The sequence below is a fragment of the Sporofaciens sp. JLR.KK001 genome (assembly GCF_036941055.1).
Lineage (GTDB): Bacteria > Bacillota > Clostridia > Lachnospirales > Lachnospiraceae > Sporofaciens.
Genome location: NZ_JAYMNO010000001.1, coordinates 2,498,842 through 2,523,714 on the forward strand (window position 1 = coordinate 2,498,842; position 24,873 = coordinate 2,523,714).

A 24,873-nucleotide genomic window follows, 5' to 3' on the forward strand; every position below is an offset into this window, starting at 1 on the left:
TAATAAAATGTTGAACATAGGAGTCCAGACCAAAAACGTCGTCAATAACACGCATCCGGAAGAAGGCTTCGCCATGCTGAAGCGAGCAGGTTTTTCCTGTGCGGATTTCAGTTTGAACAGTTATCTTTCCAACACTTCTCTCTATCAGTCAGAGCGGAATGAATTTTTTGACCGGTCGGTCCGGGAGCTGGAGCATTACTTCGCACCGCATAAACAGGGGGCGGAAGCGTCCGGGATCACGATCAATCAGATGCATATGCCGTATCCTGTGTATGTGCCGAAGGCTGACAGGGAATTGAACGACTATCTATGGAACCAGGTGGCGCAAAAGAGTATGGCTGTATGTGCTTTCTTTGGATGCCCCTATATCGTGATCCATGGGTTTAAGCTTGCCCGTTTCCTTGGCTCAGAGGAACAGGAATGGCGGGAAACGGCAAGGTTCATAGATTCCATTGCCCCGCTTGCAAAGGAAATGGGGATCACCATATGTATTGAAAATCTGTATGACAGCATAGGCGGGCATCTTGTGGAGGGACCGTGCTGCAATGCCGGGAAGGCAGCAGAGCGCATAGATCAGTTCAATGACAGATACGGGGCGGAGGTTTTGGGATTCTGTTTTGACACAGGCCATGCCAACATCGCGGGGATAGATTTTGAGAGATTTATCACGGCGCTTGGCAGCCGTCTAAAGGTCTTGCATATACATGACAACGACGGCGTATCCGACCTGCACCAGATTCCCTTTACCTTTACAAAGACCCGGGAGAATCTGGCTTCTACCGATTGGGACGGGTTTGTCAGGGGGTTAAAGAAGATCAGATTTGACGGAGTGCTGAGCTTTGAGACGGCTCCGGTGCTGACTGCGTTTCCCAAGCCGATGAAACAGGATGTGCTGGGATTTATTGCTAATATCGGACGGTATCTGGCAGAGGAAAGCTTTTTCGAATAGGATAAGCACGGTGTCATTTATAACTTGTAAATCAAAAAAGGTGTAAAGACCTTGATAATTTAATAAAGACTTTACACCTTTGGGTTAGGTTACTTATTTAGTTTCTGATTATGGAAGCTTTTTATCGAATCAGCACCGTCTTCCCTTCAAATGCAAATCCATACTTCCGAATCCGTTCGGGTGCGATACCTTTTGCCTCCAGAGAAGCAGAATATCGCATCCGGTCAATCTGCTTCAGCGCTTCCTGCGCTGTGTCTATAAGGGTCTCCTCGTCATCAGGATCATGAACTTTGAATTCCAGAATGATTGCATGAGCTGTATCGTGCAATGGTTCCAGTATCACGTCATATCTGCCGAAGCCGCTTTCCCTGTTAGAATTTATAGAATACCGACCGGCAAGATCTACCGTCAGCCCAAGGACAAAACCATGGTAAAAACGTTCCGGTTCTGCCTTTTTGGAGGGGTGCTTCCCGGTATCAAAATAACTGAAGGTTGCAAGTGCAACCTGATTCATATAGGCATTCATAGCTTTTTTATCATCCATCAAAAGTGCTTTGATAAAGTTATTATATGCCGGTGTGAAATCCATGAACCAACCCTTGATCATCCGTTCAAACATCAACGTTACTTCATAATTCGTGAGCACAAGCTTATAGGTTTCACGGCCTCTTTTGTCTATATATAGTTGCGCCATGCGCAGATAGCCAGTCGTAAGCAATAGGCTCCATACGGCATTTTCGCTGTACTCCAACTGATTGAAGATAATCTGTTCGTCAATCTGCGTACAGAGAGATTTGCCGGATAAGAGCTCTTCCATGATGATCTTTAAATCTGCGCTTCCTTCACGGATCAGCTTGTCGATTAGGCTGTTACTGCTGGTATTCACCCAATAAGGCGAGAATTTTCTGAATTTCAGATAGTTTATGATTGACCAGGGGTTATAAATATCTGATTTTTGACCGAATGTAAATCCGTCATACCAGTCTCTTACCTTATCTTTGCTTTCAGATAAGCCGAATTCTTCCAAGGCATTCCATACTTCTTGCTGTGTGAATCCAAAACAGTCTGCGTACAGATCAGATGCAGTTGTGATCACAGACAGGTTATTCAGGTCAGAGAAGACAGACTCCTTGCTGATCCTTGTGATCCCGGTCATGACAGCACGCTCAAGAAAAGGATTCGTCTTGAAGGTCGCATTGAAGAGATTCCTGATGAAAGAGACAGTCTCATCCCAGTATCCATGCACATAAGCCTCCTGCATGGGAGTATCATACTCGTCTAAGAGAATGATGACCTTTTTCCCGTAATATCGCATCAGATAGCCAGACAGCATGTCCAGGGAGTCAGATGCCAGATAGTCTTCCATGTCGGCAGAAACCATCTGATAAAGTCTTTTTTCCTTGTCATTCAACAGGTCGCCGTCTAACAGAAAATCATACCGGTTATATAGATTTGTAATGATCTGGCAGAGCTTTTGTCTTGTGTTGGGAAAAGAAGATTCTTTTACATTGGCGAAGCTTAAGAAGATTACGGGATAAGCACCCTGCAATTTCTGGTATTTTTCTTCTTTCCAGATAGAAAGATGCTCAAAAAGATCATTTCTGCCGGCATGGTCAACGGAAAAGAAATATTCTAACATACTCATATTCAGCGTCTTGCCAAAGCGTCTGGGGCGGGTGATCAGGGTAACAACATCATCGTTCTCCCACCATTCTTTGATAAAGTCTGTTTTGTCAATGTAAAAATTGTTTTTGGTAATTACTTGAGCGAAATCTTGATGTCCGATACCGACTGTTCTTGCCATAGCCATGCCTCCCATGTCTCCCATGCTTTTCTTGTATCTTATCATTGTTTTGCAAGGAATTCAATGTTCAAAAATATAGAAATCGTTTATAATAGTTGTTATATGGAACGAACTCTTACCAGAAAGGATGCAAAAAGCTATGGCAGGAACAGCAGCGATCGGACACCAGGATACGTTTTTTTCAATTCTTTGTGAAGCATTTCCCCAAAGTAATATCCAGATCACAGGTGTGAACGGCAGCACGATCATAAAGCAGGAGTATTTCTCAGACATAAAGAATCATATAAATGATTTCTACAGCATCGCAAGGCCTCTTACTTTGAACCGGCAGCTTACCCTGTCAGTCCGGGCGGACAGGTATAAGGATGAGGACGAGGTAGGCAGGATGCTGGACGGCATAATCAGTATGGCAGGTTCAAATTACAAAGGCGCCAGAAAAAGAGAGCTTGAAGATAATGAAGAGAAAAGGTTATTGAGGACACTTCTCTATGCGGATTCAATGGAGATGCACATCTACGCGGTTCTTCTGGCAGAAAAATTAAAAAAAGAGATGGCGCTTGAACGGGTGGTCTGTGTGATCGAATGCAGGTATGGCGAGACGGATGATATGAAGAATCTGATCAAACGGTATAGGAAGACGTCGCCGCAGGATATCTGCGAATCTGTGGAAGAGGGGAGGATCATCCTGTGTAAATATATTCCGGATGCCAGGGAGACGATAAAGGATCAGTGTAATGAATATTTTCAGGGGGTCCAAATGCTGATATCTGAAAAGTTCGGGTATGTTCCGCAGATCTATATCGGCGCCATGGTGAGGCAGGCGGAAGAATACAGATTCAGCCTAAATGCTGCGCTGACAACGAAACGGGCAGTGGGGGAGATCCGCAGCGGAGGCAGAAGGGCGCACAATATCTTCTATGCCGAAGATTATCTTGTTGAATATACCTTTTATAATACCGATCAGGAGACACTGGAACATTTTCTTGGCGCATATGCAGAGAAGCTTCGGAAAGAGCCGGAATTGGTGAAGACGGCAAAGATACTGCTGGAGAACGGAATGAATATCAGTCATGCGTCAAAGTACGGTTATGTCCATCGAAATACGATGATGCTGCATGTGAGAAAATTGTGCGGTCTTTTAAAAATTGATCCTATGAATTATGACGGGGATAAATTCTTACTGATGTTGATCTGTGAGTATTTCGCGGCTTATGATACGCAGATTGCTCCGTGCTGATATTCTCGTGCAAGCAGGATATGTGTTGTGTGCACAATTTTATGATATGATATTGTTGGGCTATGATATTTATAACTCCCGTTGTTTTTGTGTAAAATATATACAGAAACAGCGGGAGTTTTCTTGAATAATTGTTGAAAAGATACAAATAATTCAAACAATTAATCGAGCAGACGAACAAAAACAAATATCATAGGAGGGAAAATGATGATGAAGAAAAGACTGGCAATGATTACAGCGATTATGTTGGCGGCAGGTACGGTGCTTGTTGGATGCAAAGGATCGGACGCATCTACCGGCAGCAGTACAGCTTCAAAGGACGAGGGCGGCAAAAGCGCCTCCGAAGGATCGGATAACGGGATGGTCCTTCGCCTGGGACATGTAGTTGCGGACGGGAATTCTCTGGACAAGGGGCTTGATAAGTTTGCCGAGCTTGTGGAGGAGAAGTCGGAAGGTTCGCTTACGATCGAAGTTTATCCCAATTCTGAGCTGGGAGATAATACGGCGATGGCAGAACAGCTCCAAATGGGGACACTCGATATGATGGCTCCGTCCACGGCTGCGCTCAGCGGTTTCACATCTGCAATGTCGGTATTCGATGTTCCGTATCTGTTCAAGAACGAGGCGGCGGCAGAAGAGATACTGGACGGGGAGATCGGCCAGGATGTGGCGTCCGCGCTGGAAGAGTCGGGGTTCCATGTGCTGTCGTATATGACCCAGGGGTGGAGGAATCTTACATGTAAGAAAGAGGTGACTGCTCCGGAGGATATGAAGGGAATCAAGATCCGTACCATGGACAGCCAGTATCATATGCAGCATTTTAATGCGTTTGGCGCATCTGCGACGCCGATGGCGATGTCAGAGGTGTATACGGCGCTTCAGCAGGGGACGATCGACGCACAGGAGAACCCGTATACGAACATAGTAAATTCCCGCTTTTATGAGGTTCAGGATTATGTGGTGGAGACACAGCACATCTATGACGCCGATCCGCTGATGGTTTCAACCATTACCTGGGGTAAGCTTTCGGACGACCAGAAATCTATCTTAGAAGAGGCGGCAAAAGAAGCAACCGCGTGGGAACGTGAAGAAGTGCTGAAGGATGTTGATAAGGACAAGCAGACGATCCTTGATTCCGGCACGAAGATCATCGAGCTTACGGATGATCAGAGAGCGGCGTTCCGCGAGGCGGCGCAGGAGGTGTATGATTCTTTTGAAGCGGCGGCTTCCGGCAATAAGGAGCTGATCGAGCAGATCGAGGCGGTTAACGACGAGAAATAATAGATGAAAAGAATAGGGGAGGTATGTACTCCCCTGTTCTATATGGAAGGAGGATAGATATGGGGAAGAAAGCTCCCTGGTATGATAATATCGAGAAAGCGGTCATTATCGTACTGTTTATAATAATGACGGTTATATTGTTTGTGAATGTGGTAACCAGGTTCGGGTTTGGTTATACTGCTTCCTGGACGGAGCAGGCGGCCCGCATCCTGTTCACCTGGATGACATTTTGCGGAGTAAGTCTGGCAGGACTCGAGGGAGCACATCTCCAGGTTACGGTCATAACCATGATACTTGGAGAGAAAAGGGGGAAACTGGCGTTTATCGCCGGGGATATCATCTGCGTGATATTCGGCCTGTTCTTAAGCTATAAGATATTTGCCGTGATGCGTAATACGATGCTTACGAATCAGACGTTTCCGGCGATTCCCTGGCTTCCTACATGGGTATTGTATCTGGCGGGAGTGCTTGGAACGCTGGGATTCTCAGTCCGTATTATCGAAAGAGAAGTCCGCAGTATCCGCGGAGCTAAGAAGGAGGTGGAGGAAGCTTGATCGGTGTACTGATTCTTACATTATTGATTCTATTGTTTCTGACGGTTCCGATCTTCGCGGCGCTGGCGCTCTCGGCGTTGGTTGTGTTCGCGATCTATTTTCCGGGACAGGGGATGGATCTGATGCTTGCCCAGTCGATGGTGAAAAGCTGTGATTCATTTCCGCTGATGGCGATCCCGTTCTTCATGCTGGTCGGTACTTTGATGTCCAAAGGGGGACTGGCAAAGAAGTTGGTTGACATTGCAGAGGCGTTCACAGGGAATTCGGCGGGAGGACTTGGAACGGCGGCGATCGTTGCAAGTATGCTGTTTGCCGCGATCTCAGGTTCCGGACCGGCAACTGCGGCGGCGATCGGCGGGATCATGATTCCGGCCATGGCCAAGCAGGGATACGGGAAAGAATATTCGGCGTCGCTGCTTGCGGCCGGTTCTACGATCGGCCCGGTTATTCCGCCCAGCATTCCAATGATCATGTTTGCGGTGACGATCGGGTGTTCGACGACTACGCTGTTTATGGCGGGGGTCATTCCGGGGCTTCTGATGGGAGTGGGACTGATCGTCTATAACAAATGGATTTCGAAGAGGAAGGACTACAGGGGCGAAAGCCTGTCCGAAGAGAAAGGCTCTAAGGCGAAGACCATCAAAGAGGGTATCTGGGCGCTGCTCATGCCGGTGATCGTGCTGGGAGGTATCTATTCCGGTATCTTTACACCGACAGAATCGGCGGTAGTAGGTGTCGTCTATTCTCTGGCAGTGAGCAAGTTCATCTATAAGACGCTTACCTGGCAGGGACTTAAGGAATCTCTGGTTGACGCCGCGATCACATCTGCTACCATCATGATATTATTCGGCGGTGCGAATACCTTCGGAAGGATTCTCACGCTGGGGGATATTCCGGCTACGATCGCAGGCGGGATTCTATCTGTTACGAGCAGCAAGATCGTTATTATGATATTGATCAATCTGATTCTCTTAGTGGTAGGTATGTTTATTGATACCAATTCCAGCGTGATCTTATTTGCACCGATTGTTGTTCCGCTGCTGACACAGCTTGGCTATCATGAGATTTTTATCGGTGTCATGATGGTTGTCAATCTCTGCATAGGCATGCTGACGCCGCCCCTTGGCCCGAATCTCTTCATCACTATGAGGATCGGCGGGGTATCGCTTGAGAAGACGCTGCCGAGCGCCCTGGCAACAATTGTGATCCTGTACATTGTGCTGGCGGTTATGATCATATTTCCGGAGCTTGTACTGTGCCTTCCAAGGTTGTTGGGGATGATATAGGAGGATTCTATTATGTATATTGCAACTGAATTAGATGTAAACGGACGGCTTTTGAGAGGAAATGTCAGGATGCCGGACAAGGAAGGAAGATTTCCTACGATCATATTTTTACATGGGTTCACGGTATGGAAGACAGGGCCGCAGAGGTTATATGAAGAATTTGCAAGAGAGGCGGTAAAGGCAGGATTCTGTGTGATCCGGTATGATTTTTATGGAACCGGGGAGAGTGACGGGGATTTCCATGAGATGACTCTTGGAAGCGAGATGAATGAGACGGAAGCGATCTATCGGTGGGCGGCCGGGCAAGATTATGTTGACAGCGGGAAGCTGTTCCTGGGCGGACACAGTATGGGAGCGTTGATTGCGGTTCTGGAGGCGCCAAGGCTCCAGCCGGCAGGTATATTTGGATGGGCTACGGCGCTTACGATGGCTTTTCAGGCCGGGCAGAGGACAAGGAATATGAACGGTCCGACGAAGCGTGGATGGGATATTGACGGGCTGGAACTTTCCAGGGAATTTATGGAGGAGATCTGCGGCATGGATTTTCAAGAGATGGCAAAAGGCTATGACAGGCCGGTGCTTTTGATCCATGGAACGAATGACACGGATATTCCGGTGGAAAGCTCTTATATGCTGAGAAATATCTATGGAGATTGCTGTGAGCTTGCGGTTATAGAGGGGGCGAACCATCGTTTCCTGTCCCTTAAGTGGAAACAGGAGGTGTATGAGAAAACTCTTGCATTTATCAGGAATCATTTGGGTTAATGGAGGGCAGTATAGTATATGGAGATAAGAATTCCTTATGGTAAGACAACTCAATGTCTTCAGATAGAAGAGTGCCAGGTGATAGAATCTAAGCTACGGACGCTTAAGGCCGGCGCAGGCGGGCATAAGACGGTAAAAGAGGCAATGCTGCATCCATATGGAGGAAAGACATTAAGGGAGATGGCAGAAGGCAAGAGCCGGGCGGTGCTGATCGTCAGTGACCATACAAGGCCAGTGCCAAGCAAATATATCGTTCCGCATATGCTCTCGGAGATGAGGGAGGGGAATCCGGATCTGGATATTACTCTGTTGGTTGCGACCGGATGTCACAGAGGAACGACCGTTGAGGAACTGGAAACGAAGTTAGGGAAGGATATCGTAGAACATGAAAGGATCGTGGTCCATGATTGCGAGGCGTCTCCGTTAGCTGATATGGGGGAGCTGCCGTCAGGTGCGAGGCTTGTGGTGAATGCGTTGGTAAAGGATGCCGACCTGGTTGTGTCAGAGGGATTTATCGAGCCGCATTTTTTCGCCGGGTTTTCGGGAGGACGCAAAAGTATTCTGCCGGGAGTGTGCAGCAGAACTACGGTTTTAGGCAATCATTGTGCGGAATTTATTGATGATGAGCATGCGTGTATGGGTATACTGGAAGAGAATCCGATCAACCGCGATATGGAGGCGGCAGCAGTCATGGCAGATCTTGCATATATCGTGAATGTTGTCATCAATGAAGAGAAGCAGATCGTTTCGGCATTCGCAGGAGAACCGATCGAGGCTCATCATGCAGGCTGCAGATTTCTTGCAAAATACTGTACGGTTGAGCCGGACCGGCCGGGAGATATCGTGATCACATCTAATGGCGGCGCACCGCTGGATCAGAATGTGTACCAGGCGGTTAAAGGCATCACGGCTGCAGACCTGGCGGCAGGAGATCATGCGGTGATCATCATGTGTGCAGAGTGTGCGGACGGTATCGGCGGAGATGTATTCTATCGTGCTTTGTCTGAGTGCGGGAGTGTATCGTTGCTGCTTGAAGAAATACGAAGAACACCTATGGAAGAAACTGTGCCGGATCAATGGCAGTACCAGATCCTTGCCAAGATCATGGAAAGACATCCGATCATCTTTGTGACCAGGCGGGAACTTGAAGCAAGGATTACGGCAATGAAGCTTGAATATGCGGATTCGTTGGAGCATGCATTCGCGCGTGCGAGAGAGATAAAGGGAGAAGACGCTTCTGTTACGGTGATACCGGATGGTGTTTCGATAGTGATCGAGAATAAGTTTAATGACGGACTTTGATACGGAAAGTATATCGCAGAACATCATGTGTTTTGTGGTATACTTTTTGTTATATGGGTGCGAGGGAGGGGTGTGATGAAAGAGATCGGGGTTATGATCAGGCAGGCTGTAAGAGCGATTGCAAAAGGTACGGATATACCTGTATGTGTTATGGTTGTCGGCCAAGATATCTTGGAATGCAGCAGCAGAGATCTTCTGGAAGCTTGGAAAGAAGAGATATTGCAGCTTCAAAAGCAGCATCCGGCCGAGTGTGAATCTGGAAAGAGCAAAGTCTGTATGTTTGAATGTACCATGATGGACCGGACCGTGTGCATTGTATTGACAGACCGGGAACACCAGAGATACCGGTCATATATCTGTGCGATGCTTCATGCGGCTTCTGATTCCTTCTATAAGAAGAAGGAAGATCTGGCGGAGATATCCAAAAGAAGGCTTCTTGCCAGTCAATTATTGGGAGGCGGGCGGCTGGATTTCGAGATTGATCTGAAAGACATTCCAAGATGTGCGGTTCTGTTAAGCACCAGTTTCGCGGAAGATGGGACAACGACCGGTGAGATTGTAGACATACTGGAAAAATGGGGAGAAGATAGGGGGATATTAACCAAAGAAGATATATGCGGTTTCGTCAATAACAGTATTGTGATATTTAAGTCTGTCGGCAGTCTTGATTATCGGGAGTACAGAGAAGAGGTTGACCGTATGTGTGATGAGATGATCACGCATATTGCAAATGTTCTGGATGATCAGGCGGTTGCGAATGCATTTGCAGGCAGCGCATATTCGCGTGCGGACCAACTGTACAAAAGCTTTGAAGAGGCAAGGTATCTGTTCCTTAATTTTGATTATTATGGACAGTATAAGAGAATGTGTTATTATATTAATGATTATATTTTTGAGTATTTGTATTCAAGGTTGGATATCGGTGAACAGGAGAATATGATTCGGGATTTTAAGATCCGGACCGAGCAGTCTGAGATCATCCGTTCACTTATGATGCCTATGGCGATCCACAATATGAGTCCGAAGATATGCGCGGACGTATTAGGAATCCATATTAATACGATGCAGCAGCGGCTCAAGAAGATGAAGGACAGGCTTGGTATTGATCCGCTCCATGATATCAGGAACCGTGCGCTGATCCATATATATGCGCTGCAGGATCAGAAGAAGATCATCTGGAATGCAGGTGTGATCGTTCAGCCGGACAGCATTCTGTTTCAAGGGCTTAGTCATCTGTCAGAGATATTAGATAAGAAGAGTAAGGGGATATTTCAACTGAATATCCATACGGTAGCCACATCAGGCGATAATTTCCGATTGTTCGGCCTGTTGCGGGAGAGAGATCTGGATATGGCGGTGGGCTCTACGATCGGGCTGCGCCAACTGGCAGATATGAAGATATCCGTACTGCAGTATCCGTTTTTATTTGAGTCGGAGGAAGAGGCAAGATTTGTGCTGCAGAATCTTGTTCTTCCGGAGGTTCAGAGCAGTTTAAGCGAGGGAGATGTGCTGTGTTTCGACATCTGGTCCATGGGCTGGCGTTACCTGACCTCGAAGAATGCGCCGATCATAGTGCCGGAGGATATGAAGGGACGAAAGATCCGTATTCTGGCTTCTGACGATATCAAGGAGTATTTTGAAGAGATGGGCGCTGTACCGGTTCAGATCTATTATAACAATATCCGTGAAGCGCTGGCGTCGGATATGATCGAGTGTCAGGAGAATCCTTACAACAATATCTGGAACATGAGGATATATGAGTACCAGAGATATATTACGGAGATGAAGATGTTCTACAGTATGGAGGCGTGCTGTGTCGCACGGCAGTCATGGAGTGAATTAGACCAGTCAAAACAGAGCATGCTCAAGGAAGCGATCCGTGAAAACAGCAGATGGGTCTTGAAACAGCAGAAAGAGGTCAATCAGCTTGCCAGAAGCAGCCTGCTGAAGGAAGGGCTTGAGATCGTCGTTCCTACGGAAGAGGAGATCATGATGTGGAAATATAAAAGCCAGGCCATATATGAGAAAACAAAATACCAGGATTTCTTAAGCAAGATAGAAGCTATGAAATCCCATTATCACAGGAGGTAACAGGTTTGAAGGTTGTGATTGCAATTGATTCGTTTAAGGGGAGTTTAAGTTCTATGGAGGCGGGAAACGCTGCGAAAGCCGGGATCAGAAGAGCCTGCAGCGCGGAGATTATCGTGAAGCCGCTGGCAGACGGCGGAGAGGGAACTACGGAAGCGTTGGTGGAAGGTCTTGGAGGCCGGTATGTGTCCGCAGAGGTCACAGGTCCGTTGGGAGAGAAGACGAATGCAAGATACGGAATCTTAAGGGACGGGCAGACGGCGGTGCTTGAGATGGCGGAGGCCGCCGGAATCACACTGGTTGACCGGGAAGAATTAGACCCGTATAGAGCGACGACGTACGGCGTGGGGGAGATGATACTGGATGCTGTAAAGCGAGGCTGTCGCAGGTTCATCATCGGTATCGGCGGAAGCGCGACGACGGAGGGGGGAGCCGGAATGCTCCAGGCTCTGGGCTATGGAATTACAGATGGAGACGGTAAGCCCATCAGGCATGGAATCCGAGATCTTGACCAGATCGCACATATTTCTATGGAAAATGTACCGGAAGTATTAAAGGAATGCCAGTTTCAGATTGCCTGTGATGTGAAAAATCCGCTGTGCGGGGAGACAGGAGCAGTCTGGGTGTACGGTCCTCAGAAGGGAGTCAGGGAAGAGGATAAGCGCATATTCGACAGGAAGCTGCAGCATTTCGCGGAAAAGACGGCAGAATATACCGGAACGGACCATAGGCTGACTGAAGGAGCAGGAGCGGCGGGCGGATTGGGATTCGCTTTCTTAAGCTATCTTCCGAACGTGGAACTGCGACCTGGAATTGATATCGTCATAGAAGCGACCGGGCTTGAACAGGAGCTAAAGGATGCAGATCTTGTAATCACCGGAGAAGGTCGTCTGGATTTCCAGACAGCCATGGGAAAGGTTCCAGTGGGTGTCGCTCGTCTGGCAAAAAGATATGGAATAAAGGTGCTCGCATTCGCCGGAAGTGTGACAAAAGACGCTGCGGAGTGCAATTCGGCGGGGATTGACGCTTTTTTCCCGATCGTACGGGGCGTCACTACGCTGGAGGAGGCCATGGATCCGGAAAATGCAAAAGAAAATATGGTATTATGCGTGGAGCAGGTGTTTAGGGCGTTTGTATAAAAGAAGCATCCCTCCAGATTATTGTAAAACGGCGGCTTTGATGAAATCAAGGCCGCCATTTAAATAACGAGAAGAGAAACAAAAGTGATTCGTCACATTCCTCAATTGTCATTGATTTAGTTTTCCACTTCCCCGGATCTTCTGGATCTCCGTATCATGACATAGGAGAAAGCTAAGGCAAGCAACCATATGGTCGGCAGATCATCACCTGTTTTAGGAGCTTTTTGGTTCGCAGCGTTCGTATTCGGCGTCTGTGACGAAGGCTTCTTGTCAGGTGCGTTCGTCGGCTTGTCTGACGGGTTACTTGACGGCTGATCACCGGGATCGACCGATGGATTATCATCCGGTTTATCTGACGGTTTATCATCGGGGGTGCCCGATGGCTTATTATCAGGCTTATCCGACGGATCGTTGTCCGGTTGATCCGATGGATCGTTGTCCGGTTGATCCGACGGATCTTCATCAGGCTTATCCGACGGGTCGCCGTCGGGATCAACCGGCGGTTCTTCGGTGTCTTCGTCTGCCTGCAATGTCAGACTGGTCTGAGCCAGACCGTCGGTATAATGGATCTTGACCCTGTGGGTTCCTGCCGTAAGTGTCTGGATATACTCCGGTTTAAACGTAATGATCGTGGAACCGGATACCGCGGTATAGTGTTCCTCAGCTACTTCGCTGTCGTCTATCGATACACTGACAAATTTATCAAAATCCCCGTTGACTCTTATAGTAACGCTACTATCGCCGTTCTTGATTACTGTCTGATCTGCTCCCTCGGTGATCTCATAGCTGATCTGTTCAGTAGGAAGAACAGGATTCAGGGCTGCCAGAGCCGCTTCGATTGCGGCGGCGTATCCGTCCACAACGTCCTGGTCCCAGAAAAGCTTTCCTCTGACTACAGCCTGTACAGCTTCTTCTACGATCTCAAAATTAGTGTAATCTTCCTTCTTAAGCGCTTCGGCCTTCTTGACCGCGGCGTCTACGGCGCTGTAATCTGCCTCTGAGAATGTGACGTCATCGGAACCGTTCTGTATATTATCATAAGAAGGCTTCCCGTTTGAAAGGATGACACCGCCTATATGTATATTCTTTTCGGAAGCGATTCCTCCCTCCCCGATCTCTGTCGTACCTCCGGTAATGGAGATACTGCCTGCCGCGGAAATGCTGTTGTTATTGGCATCGCCGGAGGAAGTGATATCCGAATCCTTTATGGCCAGATCCCCTAAGATGCGAAGACCGCTCTTATTCTGGTCGGAGACAGCTTTGACCTCAGAATCCGTAATTTCCGTAGGGCCTTTGCAGAAGATTCCTACGTCATTTGATGTAACCGCATTTACGGAAGAATCTCTGATAACAGTATTGTTATCCACAAACAAGGCTGGCCAGTAGCCTTTGACATCCACCTTCGAAGAATCTATGATCTCAAGATCATTGCAGAAGATACCGTTCGTTCCGGTTGATACCAGTGCGGCGGAAGAATGGGAAATGGTTATCTTTTTCCCGGCCGCTTGCAGGGCTTGTCCGTCTTGTGCAGAGATATCCAGCCTGGAACCGTTAGAAATCATTGTATTTCCTGCAACGACAGCAAAACTGGCAGAGTCCTTTATGGAAAGGCTGCTGCCGGAGATGGTGATATCTCCAGAAGAAGAGATTCCTCTGTCTAATGATTCCATAATGATGCTTGAATTGCCGGTTACCGTAAGTACATTTGCCCCGTCTGCCGGTATATTGATTCCTGTACAACTTTCATCAGGATCTTTGAGCGGCTGCATGGCAATCCTTATCGTAGAATTAATGATCTGATTGTCGCCGCCCCAGGAATCGACGGCGTATGCGCTGTTAGCTGTTATTGTACCCGTTGTTAAGCGGATATCTGTGTCTCTGATAGTAAGCCCGCCTTTTTTAGCATAAATGCCCCTGCATGGATTACCTGGAATAGAAGGATCCTGAACGATATTGATCAAGAGTCCGCCGCCGGTTCCCTTAATGGTTAACGGCTGTTCGCTGTAGATTCCAAAGTGCGCGTTGATTGTATTCTCCCCAATTAATTCAACAGTTACGCCGGGTTCCGTAATCTCTACCCCATATTGCACAGCGCTTCCAGCAGTGCTTCCGATCACGGCATTGTCAAGTCTTAAGACCTTCGTGTCGGGATCGTAGGCTGCAGCACCGCTCCCGCAGGAGACCTGGTGATCCGGTGCCGACAGGATATCGGTTCCGTTTACGGATATCGATCCGCCGGCTGCGGATGCTGTTTCCGGCCGTATGGCCAACATAAGGCAGAGTGCCAGAAACATAAAAAACAATTTTCTTTTACCTCTCATGATTTTACCTTTCTATAATATAAAATGTATTATCAGTATATATCATTTCGAGAGTATATACAAGATATATGTTTTAAAATTTCGGCAATGTACTATCAGGTAGTAACAGTTCAGATACCTTCACTGTTACACTATCAGTATGAATGGGGACGGCGGGCTACACTTCGTGATCCCCCGCATAGGCCAGCACAAAAGCCACCATAGCCTGCGACCCGTCGCATTCATTTCCCATTACGGAGACCGCCTTTTTCACCTTGTTCTGAACCGTGTTCCGGTGAAGGAAGATGGCGTTGGAGGTCTGTCCGATGCTGCGTCCGTTCTCCAGATAGTGCATAAAGATCTCGCACAGGTCGGTATGGTTCTTCCGGTCGTATCTCTTAAGCACTTCATAGCACGGCGATGTCAGCATCGGAGACGGGACAGATCTTTTTAATTCCTGTAATATATATGGTACAAATACATCTTTAAACTGGTAGAATTCCCGTGGTTTTTCATCCTTGAGCCGTCCTAAGCGGATGGCTTCGTTGCACTGCAGCACTGCGGTCGGCAATTCCATCAGCGAGAAGAATGTATTGGAGATGCCGCAGGTGTAAGTGATGCCGCCCATACAGTTGCGGAACAGCGTCTCCTGGTCGGGGGAGAGGAAGCTGCCAAGCTTGTCGGAATCGCTGGTAAAACGAAGTACATACAATGCATTCTGATGGACGAAGGGCTTCCAGCCAGACGCAGCGTTCCTGAGATTCCAGCTCACGAAGGAGTAGGGCATCTCGGAAATATTCTCATAGCTGACACGTGCAAGACGGAAATATCCTTCCATGGAAAGCCCCGGTATGAAACTGATCTGGTCTTCATACTGTTTGCTCGGGGCGTCAGGATGATCCAGGATCTCTGTGAAGAGGGATTCATAGATCTCTGAGGAGGAGCGGCTCTTGAAGCGTTCCTGCTGGAAATAAAGCATAAGGTTCTCAGAGATGATATTCATCAGATCCAGATAATTGGTCTTGGGATGAATGCTGCACCGGAATACAAGGGCGTAACCCACGGTGTGTCCGTTCGCGGTAAAACGGTACATCATGCTGTAGTAGCATTCGTGGGTGGTGAGACAGTAGTAGTTGATCAGAGGATTAGCCGCCTGTTCTGAGGCGGAGATCAGCCCGTCCTGGCGAAGCCTTGTCATGGTATCTGGCGTGACGTATCCGGCGTCTAAGATATCGTCCATGATAGGGTCGTCGGTTCCCGGGGTCTTCACGTATCCAAGCAGGGAGAAATTCCGGTCCAGTATCACCATGGGGTGTACGATATAGACATTCGTCAGTTCGAGAAGCTCCTTAAGCGGCCGGTCTTTAAGCAGCGCCAGATGAAAATTCGTATCCCACACTTCAAAATCATGGAAGATGGTCAGCACCTTGTTGAATACGGTGGGGAAGCTGTCGTTGGAGTACAGCAGTACAAGGGACAGTTCATGGTTGAATTCGTTTAAGTGTGTTTCTCTGTTCTGGCAGACGCACAGGAAGGTGTCTGAATTCGTGATCTGATCTGAATATGTACGAAGCATCTCTTCTGACAGGAGATAGAGATACCGCTTGCTGTCTTCCAAAGTGAAGTTAATATCGAAGAATTTGACGCCGTCATAGTCGGTGGTCAGGTTGATGTTCTGTGATTCGTACAAACTGTTTGCCGAGAGTTGGTACAGTATTACATTCAATGGTAATTGCATAACTTATTCCCCTAAAATTAAAATTGTGTTAAAATATTAGCAGGATTGACGTTCTTTTGTCAAACTACTGTGTGATCGTAAAAAATCACCATTTTATTATAGAATAGCATAATAAATGTGCATTATGCATAGATAATCGACAAAAAAATGTTTTTTTTCACATACAAAAATCTGGTAAATAATTTTATGATTGTATAGGTTGAAAAAGAAATGAAAAGGGAGGGATGCAATTATGAATTTATTTACACCGGCCGAGGTGGCAAAAAATTATATTGCAACAGGAAAAGCGAAAGTGAATACACCGGTCAGTAAGATGTTTGTTCTGGCGATTCTTGCAGGTGCGTTCATTGCAGTAGGAGGTGTGGGAGCTACGACGGCGGCAGTGTCAGTCCCGCTTGCGTCAGTCGGGAAATTTGTCGGGGCGTGTGTGTTCCCGGGAGGGCTTAGCATGGTGCTTCTTGCCGGAAGCGAGTTATTTACCGGCAATACGCTGCTTGTGATCCCGCTTCTGGAAAAGGAGATCAGCCCGGCGGGAATGCTGAAGAACTGGGTCGTCGTATACCTGGGTAATATCGTCGGCGGATTCCTGATCGCGGCTGGCATCGTGTATTCACACCAGGTCAGCTTATTCGGCAATCAGATGGCGGTCTCGGTTCTGTCTACGGCGGCGGGGAAATGTACGATGCCGTTTGGCGACGCACTGATCAAGGGAATCTTATGTAATTTCCTGGTATGTATAGCGGTGTGGATCTCTTTTGCGGCGAAGGATGTTGCGGGAAAGATCGCGGGGTTATTTTTCCCGATCATGATGTTCGTGCTGTGCGGATTCGAGCATAGCGTGGCCAATATGTACTACATCAGCGCGGGGCTTTTTGCAAAAGGGATTCCAGAGTATGCCGAAGCGGCGGCAGAAGCCGGGGTGAATCTTGACGCGGTCACCTGGGGCGGATTCTTCGGGGGCAATCTGCTTCCGGTGACCATCGGCAACATCATCGGCGGTGCGATCTGTGTCGGATGCGCGTACTGGTTCGTCTATCTGCGCAAGGGACAGGCGAAGTAGAGTGGATATTATGAGGAAAGAGAAGTAATTATTTTACATATTTCTAGAAGTCCAGCTAAGAAATGTCAATAGTTAAAATGAAAAATGTTAAAAAAGTTTTTTTCAAACAGTTGATGTAAAAAAGGGTAACTTTAATAAACCTACTTATGTGGAAATTTAAAAAATTGATGAGAACCTCTTAAGCTGCGTTCTGTGCCTTGCCAGGATGCGCTGCAAAATATTGCTCGCAGTGTTCCTGAGGAGTGATGATCTTAAACGGTTTATTATCTCGGAGCATGGCAAAAATGATGTTGCAGATTTTATGCATGACAGCCCCGACAGCCACGTTTTTCTTCTTGCTTTTGCATTTGTCGGCATAGTAGCTGTGGATCACCGGATTTACTGGTGTTTTCGTCCCTTTGTCCACCTTTAGGTTATTAAGAGCCACCATATGCAGGATACGTCTGGCAAGACTGGACCCCCTCTTGGACATGTGGACCTTGTCACCATTGAACTTACCGGACTGCTTTACGGCGGGATCCAGGCCGAAGTAGGCATAAAGCTTCTTCGGGGAAGAAAACAGGTCAAAAGATCCCATTTCCGCAATCAGGACAACCGCGCTGAGGAAACCGACACCCCGTAGGGACTGGAGAAGGACGATGCGATCATAGGCCGGTGTCCCTTCCAGCTTATCAACAGCCTTATGCAGTTCTTTCAGTATGCTGTCCAGATACTCCTGGTATTCCCGATAGGTTTTGATATACAGCCGGATCCGGAGCGCGCTGCTTGGAAGTGAACGTCCGAAAACAGCGGCATCCTTTGCGGCGGCGCATATAGCATCATATTTGGCAAGGGCATACTTTTCCCCAAAGCGTGCCGTGCTGCGGATGGTTTTCACAAGCTCGTCTTTTGGAGCGGCAAGCATGTCCGCCGCAAGGGGGTAAGCTTCCAGAAGCTTTAAGGAAGTCTGCGTCGTGATCTTGCTGAACACCTTTAGGTATGCGGGGAAGGACACTTTGAGTTCCGCATGAAGCTTCAACACGATGGCGGATTGCAGATCCTTGAAATAATAGTAGTCACGCACGAGATTGCGCAGGTCAATGATTGTGTCATCCGGGACAATGGAAGTCTTAAGAGAGGCATCCAGGCCGACTTTAGCAGCTTTTTTTGAATCAAATTTATCATTATGCAGTTTCCTAATGTTCATATTTGTGCTATTCTTAGTAATGATAGGATTAATGACGGAGCAGTCAAACCCTTTATCACGAAGGAAGCACAGGAGCGGGATGTGATAGATCCCGGTGGACTCAAGGAAGCATCGGCTTTCGAGAGAATACGTCTCTTGTGCTTCCTTAATTTTTGTGACGGCAAGCTCACGGGACTCAGGATCCGAGTGAAGGATCTTAAAAGGTTTTCCTGTGAGAATGCCATTGGGGAGCATGATGGACATCCATGTGAAATCAGCGCCGACATCAAGCCCGACTGAGAGGTAGGGGATGCTTTCGAGCATCTTGAGTACTTTTTGAGAGTGCATCGTTTTATCCTTTCCGGCAGGCATCCATTTCCAGAAGATGGCTACACAACCTAGCGGCTTATACAGGTATAGCCTGGGGCTTCCCAACCAGCCAAAACATAAATCACCACCGAATGGACTGACAGACTTTCTAAGAGGTTTCACCAGCTACAAGGCTGGTTCCCAAGGAGAATACGTCAATGATCCTGCCTTCAGTGATTATACCTCTATATTTTGTCTGGCGCATTAAGGAAACCTCAGACAAGGTAAATAATGTTGCCTTATAACTTCTGATGGAGGGGGAATTCCTCCTTCCGTTATATCTATATAGATTTATTAGATTGGACTTTGTAACTATTAACCAGTAGTCATTCTTGACTACACCATTATTATACTAGGGAGAAACAAGAATGAGTAAGATTTATCTTGCAAACAGCAGGCTCAGTGACGCGAAGATCGGGCCGCTGCTTAAGAAGTTCTCGAACAAGGTCAATGTGTACCCGCCGGGAACCTGTCCGCTTACGGTTCAGCTGTCGCTCTTACAGGCGTCAAGGAACCAGACCTGCGGCAAATGTGTACCCTGCCGGGACGGCCTTAGGCAATTGGAGAAGATGCTGATCAGGATCCTCCGCGGGCGGGCGGATATGGACACTCTGATCGAGATGAAGGAACTGGCGGCAATGATCCGCGACAGTGCGGACTGCGCGATCGGCTATCAGTCGGCCATCGAGGTTCTGGAGGGCTTAGAGACGTTCAAGGAGGATTATATCAGCCACATCCGCAGGCAGGAATGTACAGGCATTACCGGGCAGAAGATTCCGTGCGTGACCTTATGTCCGGCGCATGTGGATATACCGGGATATATAGCCCATGTACAGGAGGGCAATTATGACAAAGCCATCAACCTGATACGAAGGGATAACCCGCTTCCGACGGCGTGCGCCATGATCTGTGAGCACCCATGCGAGGAGCGCTGCAGAAGGAACCTGATCGATACTTCTCTTAATATCCGGGGCGTTAAGAAATACGCGGTAGATCAGATCGCTGCGGATAAGGTGGAGGTTCCCCGGGCGAATCCGGCAACAGGGAAGAAGGTTGCCGTCATAGGCGGAGGCCCAAGCGGAATGACGGCGGCATATTATCTGTCTCTGATGGGTCATAAGGTGACCGTGTATGAGGCGAAGGAGAGGCTCGGCGGTATGCTGATGTACGGGATCCCGAACTACCGTTTCCCCAAGGACAGGCTTGACGAGGATATGAACGCCATCCTGTCAACTGGAAATATTGAGGTAAAATACGGCGTCAATGTGGGTGTGGATGTTCCGGTCGAAGAGATACATAAGAGTTATGACGCCATGTATGTGGCGATCGGCGCTCAGGCAGGCAAGAAGCTGAGGCTTGAAGGAATTGACGCGAAGAATGTGTTCTCGGCGGTAGAGATGTTAGACGAGATCGGGCATGACAGGAAGCCTGATTACACCGGCAAGACGGTGGCGGTCATCGGCGGCGGCAATGTTGCCATGGATGCGGCAAGAAGCGCGCTTCGCTGCGGAGCTGCGGATGTGCGGATCGTGTACCGGAGACGGCAGGAGGATATGACTGCGCTGGATACGGAGATCGAGTCTGCCGTGATGGAAGGTATTGAGCTGATGCTTCTGCAGGCGCCGAAGAGTATCGAGAAGGACGAGGAAGGGAATTGCTGTGCCCTGTGGACCCAGCCTCAGATGATCGGGCCGTACAGAAGCGGCAGGCCGGCGCCTGTGGACGCAGCATCCAAGGAGCCTTTGCGTATCCCCTGTGATGTGATATTGATCGCTGTGGGACAGGATATTGTCAGCGCGCCGTTTGAAGAATTCGGAATGCCTGCCCAGAGAAATGTGTTCCAGGCGGGGCTTGATACGGCGATCGCCAATATGCCGGGAATCTTCGTGGGCGGCGACTGTGCGACAGGACCGGCTACGGCGATCCGTGCGATCGCGGCGGGCAAGGTCGCGGCGCATAATATTGACGAGTATCTGGGATATCATCACAAGCTTGACTGCGGCGTAAAAGCGCCGGATGCAAGGTCTAACAACCGGATCCCGACGGGGCGCGTCAATATCCAGGAGCGTCCGGCTTACTTAAGGAAGCATGATTTCGAGCATGTGGAATGTCCGATGACCTATGAGGAGATTCAGCAGGAGTGCGGCAGATGCCTGCGGTGCGATGTATTTGGATGCGGAAAGCTTGACGGTGCGGTAGACAAATAGGAGGAAGAAGATGCAGATAACAATAAATGGAAGAAATATAGAGGCCGCCGAGGGCAGCACGATCCTTCAGACGGCCCGCAGGGAGGGAATTGAGATCCCGACACTCTGTTATCTCGAGGGTGTCAATGATATCGGCTCCTGCCGTCTGTGTGTGGTAGAGCTTAGCGGATCGGAAGAACTGGTTCCCGCCTGCAATACGAAGGTGAAGGAAGGCATGGTGATCCTGACCCACAGTGAACGTGTAAAGGCAGCGAGACGGATGGTACTGAACCTTCTGTTGTCCGAGCACTACGGGGACTGTTTCAGCTGTGAGAAGAACGGGGACTGCGAGCTGCAGAAATACTGTATTGAATATGGCGTGGAGACGACGGAATTTACCGGCGCAAGAAAGGAGAAGAACTTCAAGAAGAAAGACGCTCATCCGTTCTTAAGTTATGATCCTGACCGCTGTATCGAATGCCAGAGATGTGTGAAGACTTGTTCTCATGTGACCGGCCGGGGAGCGATCTGGCTTGGTAAGACGGGAATGTTCTCTATCATCGACGCTCCGTTTGGAGAAGACTGGAAGAATACGCTCTGCGAGTCCTGCGGAAACTGTGCCCAGGCGTGCCCGACGGGCGCTCTGACGGTGAAGCGCAGAAAGGCTTACCGTGCGTGGGAGGTTGAGAAGGTACGGACCACCTGTCCGCATTGTGCTACGGGCTGCCAGATGGATCTGGTGGTCAAGAACGGGAAGATCGTGGATGCGGTCGGCGCAGACGGTCCGTCGAACCATGGACTTCTCTGTGTCAAGGGACGGAGCGGGTCCTTTGATTTCGTGGATTCTCCGGAGAGGATCCGTTATCCGCTCATTAAGAATAAGGCGACGGGTGAGTTCGAGAGGGCTACCTGGGAGGAAGCTTTAAGCCTTACGGCTTCTAAGTTTACCGAGATCAAAAATCAATACGGAGGTGAGGCGCTAGCCGGTTTTGCCTGCTCACGTTCAGCCAATGAAGACATTTACATGCTTCAGAAAATGGTTCGGACGGTATTTGGGAGCAACAATACCGATAACTGCGCGCGCGTTTGACATGCTCCTACTGTTGCCGGGTTGGCAACCACATTAGGTTCGGGAGCAATGACGAACACCATTTATGATATTACACATGAGTCCGACGCCATTCTGATGGTGGGGACGAATCCGGAATGTGCACATCCGGTCATCGGTATGCAGATCCGGCAGGCCGTGGCAAGAGGGGCGAAGCTGATCGTTGTGGATCCCCGGGATATCGACCTTGCAAAACAGGCGGACATCCATCTGAAGCTGCGTCCGGGTACTAACGTTGCATTTGCCAACGGTATGATGCATATTTTTATCGAAGAAGGACTGGCAGATGAGAAATTCATCAGCGAGAGAACGGAAAATTATGAGGCTATGAAGGAAGCCGTGCGGGAGTATACTCCTGAAAAGGTAGGAGAGATCTGCGGTATCGACCCGGATAAGCTGCGTGAGGCGGCAAGGATCTACGCTGCGGCGGATAGGGCGCCGGTGATGTACTGTCTTGGAGTTACGGAGCACCATACGGGTACGGAAGGGGTAATGTCCCTGTCCAATATGGCGCTGATGGTCGGCAAGATTGGTCGCCCGGGATGCGGTGTGAATCCGATCCGCGGACAGAACAACGTACAGGGAGCCTGTGATATGGGCGCTTCCCCGAACCAGTTCCCGGGCTACCAGAACATTTCCAAAGAGGGAATTGTCGAAAAGTTCGAGAAGGCATGGGGCGTTGCGCTTAACCATAAGGAAGGCACGAAGGCGACGGACTGCTTCCCGAAGATGATCAGCAAGGAGATCCGGGGATTATTCATCTTCGGGGAGGATCCGGTGAGAACGGACCCGAATACAAATCATGTGATCAAGGCGCTTCAGTCGCTTGACTTCTTTGTCGTGGATGAATTATTCATGACGGAGACCGCGAAGCTTGCAGATGTAGTTCTTCCGGGAATCTCCTATGCGGAGAAGGAGGGGACGTTTACCAATACGGAGCGCCGTGTTCAGAGGATCCGCAAGGCTGCTGCGATCGCGGGAGAGGCGAAGCCGGATACCTGGATATTCACGGAGATCATGAACCGTATGGGATATCCTCAGCCGCATCTTACGCCTGCCGAGATCATGGACGAGATCGCTTCGGTGACGCCTTCCTACGGCGGAATCAGCCATGCGCGTCTTGACAGCGAAGAGGTCGGCGGACGGGGGCTGCAGTGGCCGTGTCCTGCGGCAGACCATCCGGGAACTCCGATCATGCATGTGGGCAAGTTCGCAAGAGGAGTCGGGTATTTCCGTCCTGCTCAGTATATTCCGGCTACGGAGCTGCCGGATGAGGAGTATCCGCTTACCATGATGACCGGACGTATCCTGTATCACTACAATGCCTGCGCTATGACGGATAAGACGGCGGGCATCAACGAGATCGCCGGAGAGTCATTTATCGAGCTGAATACGCTGGATGCGAAGGCGCTTGGTATTGAGGACGGGGAGAAGATCTCGGTATCCTCACGCCGCGGAGCGATCCAGACGACGGCGCATGTATCTGAGAAGACCAGGGCAGGGGAATGCTGGATGCCGTTCCACTATATCGAGGGCGGCGCAAACTGGCTGACCAACGACGCGCTGGATGGTATCTCCAGTACGCCGGAGTACAAGGTGTGCGCGGTAAAAGTGGAGAAGTTATGATCATGTATATAGAAGAGAAATATATGAAAAGGGCATGCCTTAGTGCATGCCCGAATTGGTTTGACGAAGGGACAGGTCTTTCTTCTGCAATGTGTAAGAAACTGGAACCGGTCAGATACGAAAAAGCTCGGGAGGTTCTGAGGGACGGAAGTGTTCGTGAGAATGAATTTGCGATTCCGGTTGAACATTCTATAATGGTCCATGTAAACGGAAGAGAGGTTATGGAGATTTCCTGTACCGGTCAGTATCTTGCGGAGCTGGTGCTTGGGAGGCTTCTCACGGCGGGAATCATTGAGAGTGCGGATGAGGTGGAGTCTATTTGCATCAGTGAATCCGGGGAAGCCGGAGAAGTGAACTTAAGAGAGCCGGGCGGGCTGCGGCATTCTGCTGTATCTTTGGCAGAGCTGGAAAACGGGGTAAAGAGTTGCAGAGTGCCAGAAGAGAGGTCCGGACCGCGGGGAGTTATGGGAGAAGGATTAAGGCTGTCTCCGGTAGAACCGATGAAGTGGGAGAAGGAATGGGTCTTCGCCCTTGCGGACCGGTTGGCAGAAGGGATGCCGCTCCATCAGGAGACTTTCGCGGTGCATAGCTGTTTTCTGTCTATGCGGGGAGAGATCTTGTTTACGTGTGAGGATATCGGGCGGCATAACGCATTTGACAAGGTGATCGGGTATGCCCTCCGTAATCAGGTTGATCTTGGACAGTGTATCGTGTATTCCAGCGGACGGATCCCGGTGGATATGGCGGTGAAGGCGATCCGGGCGGGGGTTCCGATTCTGGCTGCCAAGGCGGTGCCGACTTATGAGGCGGTGCGGCTGGCAAAGGAGTATGGGCTTACGCTGGTGTGTTCGGCCAGGCGGGATATGATGAGGGTGTGCGCTCTTTGAAGAGACAAAAATATTTCCAACTTTATTTC

Annotated in this window: 17 protein-coding genes; 13 read left to right on the top strand and 4 right to left on the bottom strand. The window is 49.1% G+C overall.

Translation table 11 applies throughout. The annotated features are described in order from the left end of the window. Positions 1 to 7 precede the first annotated feature (7 nt). The gene (locus VSQ62_RS12980; RefSeq protein ID WP_334635305.1) at positions 8 to 949 is read left to right on the top strand and encodes a sugar phosphate isomerase/epimerase family protein; all 942 of its coding nucleotides are present in this window, start codon (positions 8 to 10) and stop codon (positions 947 to 949) included. A 121-nt stretch (positions 950 to 1,070) separates the two neighbouring features. On the opposite strand, the gene VSQ62_RS12985 is transcribed toward VSQ62_RS12980, so the two are convergent. Further along, a complete protein-coding gene (locus VSQ62_RS12985) occupies positions 1,071 to 2,753 on the bottom strand; it encodes an AAA family ATPase (protein WP_334635306.1) in 1,683 nt (560 codons plus the stop codon). 139 nt (positions 2,754 to 2,892) lie between these two features. Here VSQ62_RS12985 and VSQ62_RS12990 point away from each other — a divergent pair, with 139 nt between their 5' ends. The 8 genes from VSQ62_RS12990 (at position 2,893) to VSQ62_RS13025 (ending at position 12,405) form a co-directional block, all read left to right on the top strand. Further along, a complete protein-coding gene (locus tag VSQ62_RS12990) occupies positions 2,893 to 3,990 on the top strand; it encodes a PucR family transcriptional regulator (protein ID WP_334635307.1) in 1,098 nt (365 codons plus the stop codon). 204 nt (positions 3,991 to 4,194) lie between these two features. Further along, positions 4,195 to 5,271 (top strand): DctP family TRAP transporter solute-binding subunit, encoded by a 1,077-nt coding sequence (locus VSQ62_RS12995; protein WP_334635308.1) that lies wholly within the window; start codon positions 4,195 to 4,197, stop codon positions 5,269 to 5,271. 59 nt (positions 5,272 to 5,330) lie between these two features. Next, positions 5,331 to 5,825: a TRAP transporter small permease gene (locus VSQ62_RS13000; RefSeq protein WP_334635309.1), complete on the top strand. Its 495-nt coding sequence runs from the start codon at positions 5,331 to 5,333 to the stop codon at positions 5,823 to 5,825. Then, on the top strand, positions 5,822 to 7,111 hold the full coding sequence (locus VSQ62_RS13005) for a TRAP transporter large permease (RefSeq protein ID WP_334635310.1): 1,290 nt from the start codon (positions 5,822 to 5,824) through the stop codon (positions 7,109 to 7,111). Before VSQ62_RS13000 ends, VSQ62_RS13005 begins: the two co-directional genes overlap by 4 nt. Positions 7,112 to 7,123: 12 nt before the next feature. Continuing rightward, a complete protein-coding gene (locus tag VSQ62_RS13010; RefSeq protein ID WP_334635311.1) occupies positions 7,124 to 7,876 on the top strand; it encodes an alpha/beta hydrolase family protein in 753 nt (250 codons plus the stop codon). An 18-nt stretch (positions 7,877 to 7,894) separates the two neighbouring features. After that, positions 7,895 to 9,178 (top strand): nickel-dependent lactate racemase, encoded by a 1,284-nt coding sequence (gene larA / locus VSQ62_RS13015; protein WP_334635312.1) that lies wholly within the window; start codon positions 7,895 to 7,897, stop codon positions 9,176 to 9,178. A 75-nt stretch (positions 9,179 to 9,253) separates the two neighbouring features. Next, entirely contained in the window at positions 9,254 to 11,269 is a 2,016-nt protein-coding gene (dctP, locus tag VSQ62_RS13020; protein WP_334635313.1) for a TRAP transporter substrate-binding protein DctP, read from the top strand. A 5-nt stretch (positions 11,270 to 11,274) separates the two neighbouring features. Then, positions 11,275 to 12,405, top strand: a complete 1,131-nt coding sequence (locus VSQ62_RS13025; RefSeq protein ID WP_334635314.1) for a glycerate kinase family protein — start codon at positions 11,275 to 11,277, stop codon at positions 12,403 to 12,405. Between the two features lie 116 nt (positions 12,406 to 12,521). On the opposite strand, the gene VSQ62_RS13030 is transcribed toward VSQ62_RS13025, so the two are convergent. Continuing rightward, the gene (locus tag VSQ62_RS13030; protein ID WP_334635315.1) at positions 12,522 to 14,726 is read right to left on the bottom strand and encodes a PT domain-containing protein; all 2,205 of its coding nucleotides are present in this window, start codon (positions 14,724 to 14,726) and stop codon (positions 12,522 to 12,524) included. Positions 14,727 to 14,883: 157 nt separating this feature from the next. Further along, positions 14,884 to 16,443 carry a PucR family transcriptional regulator gene (locus VSQ62_RS13035; protein ID WP_334635316.1) on the bottom strand — a complete coding sequence of 520 codons (1,560 nt, stop codon included), beginning with the start codon at positions 16,441 to 16,443 and terminating at the stop codon, positions 14,884 to 14,886. A 232-nt stretch (positions 16,444 to 16,675) separates the two neighbouring features. On the opposite strand from VSQ62_RS13035, the gene VSQ62_RS13040 reads away from it, so the two are divergent. Further along, positions 16,676 to 17,503 (top strand): formate/nitrite transporter family protein, encoded by an 828-nt coding sequence (locus VSQ62_RS13040; protein WP_334635317.1) that lies wholly within the window; start codon positions 16,676 to 16,678, stop codon positions 17,501 to 17,503. 178 nt (positions 17,504 to 17,681) lie between these two features. Here VSQ62_RS13040 and VSQ62_RS13045 read toward each other — a convergent pair whose 3' ends face one another. Further along, positions 17,682 to 19,016 (bottom strand): IS110 family RNA-guided transposase, encoded by a 1,335-nt coding sequence (locus VSQ62_RS13045; protein ID WP_334632994.1) that lies wholly within the window; start codon positions 19,014 to 19,016, stop codon positions 17,682 to 17,684. A gap of 389 nt (positions 19,017 to 19,405) precedes the next feature. Between VSQ62_RS13045 and VSQ62_RS13050 the strand changes: the two genes are divergently transcribed. Genes VSQ62_RS13050 through VSQ62_RS13060 form a run of 3 tightly spaced genes read left to right on the top strand, consistent with a single transcriptional unit; the run spans position 19,406 to position 24,844 of the window. Then, positions 19,406 to 21,244, top strand: a complete 1,839-nt coding sequence (locus VSQ62_RS13050) for an NAD(P)-binding protein (protein ID WP_334635318.1) — start codon at positions 19,406 to 19,408, stop codon at positions 21,242 to 21,244. Positions 21,245 to 21,254: 10 nt separating this feature from the next. Beyond that, complete coding sequence (gene fdhF, locus VSQ62_RS13055; protein WP_334635319.1) at positions 21,255 to 23,957, top strand: formate dehydrogenase subunit alpha; 2,703 nt, start codon at positions 21,255 to 21,257, stop codon at positions 23,955 to 23,957. After that, on the top strand, positions 23,930 to 24,844 hold the full coding sequence (locus tag VSQ62_RS13060) for a formate dehydrogenase accessory sulfurtransferase FdhD (protein WP_334635320.1): 915 nt from the start codon (positions 23,930 to 23,932) through the stop codon (positions 24,842 to 24,844). The genes fdhF and VSQ62_RS13060 overlap by 28 nt, the downstream gene beginning before the upstream one ends. Positions 24,845 to 24,873: the final 29 nt, after the last annotated feature.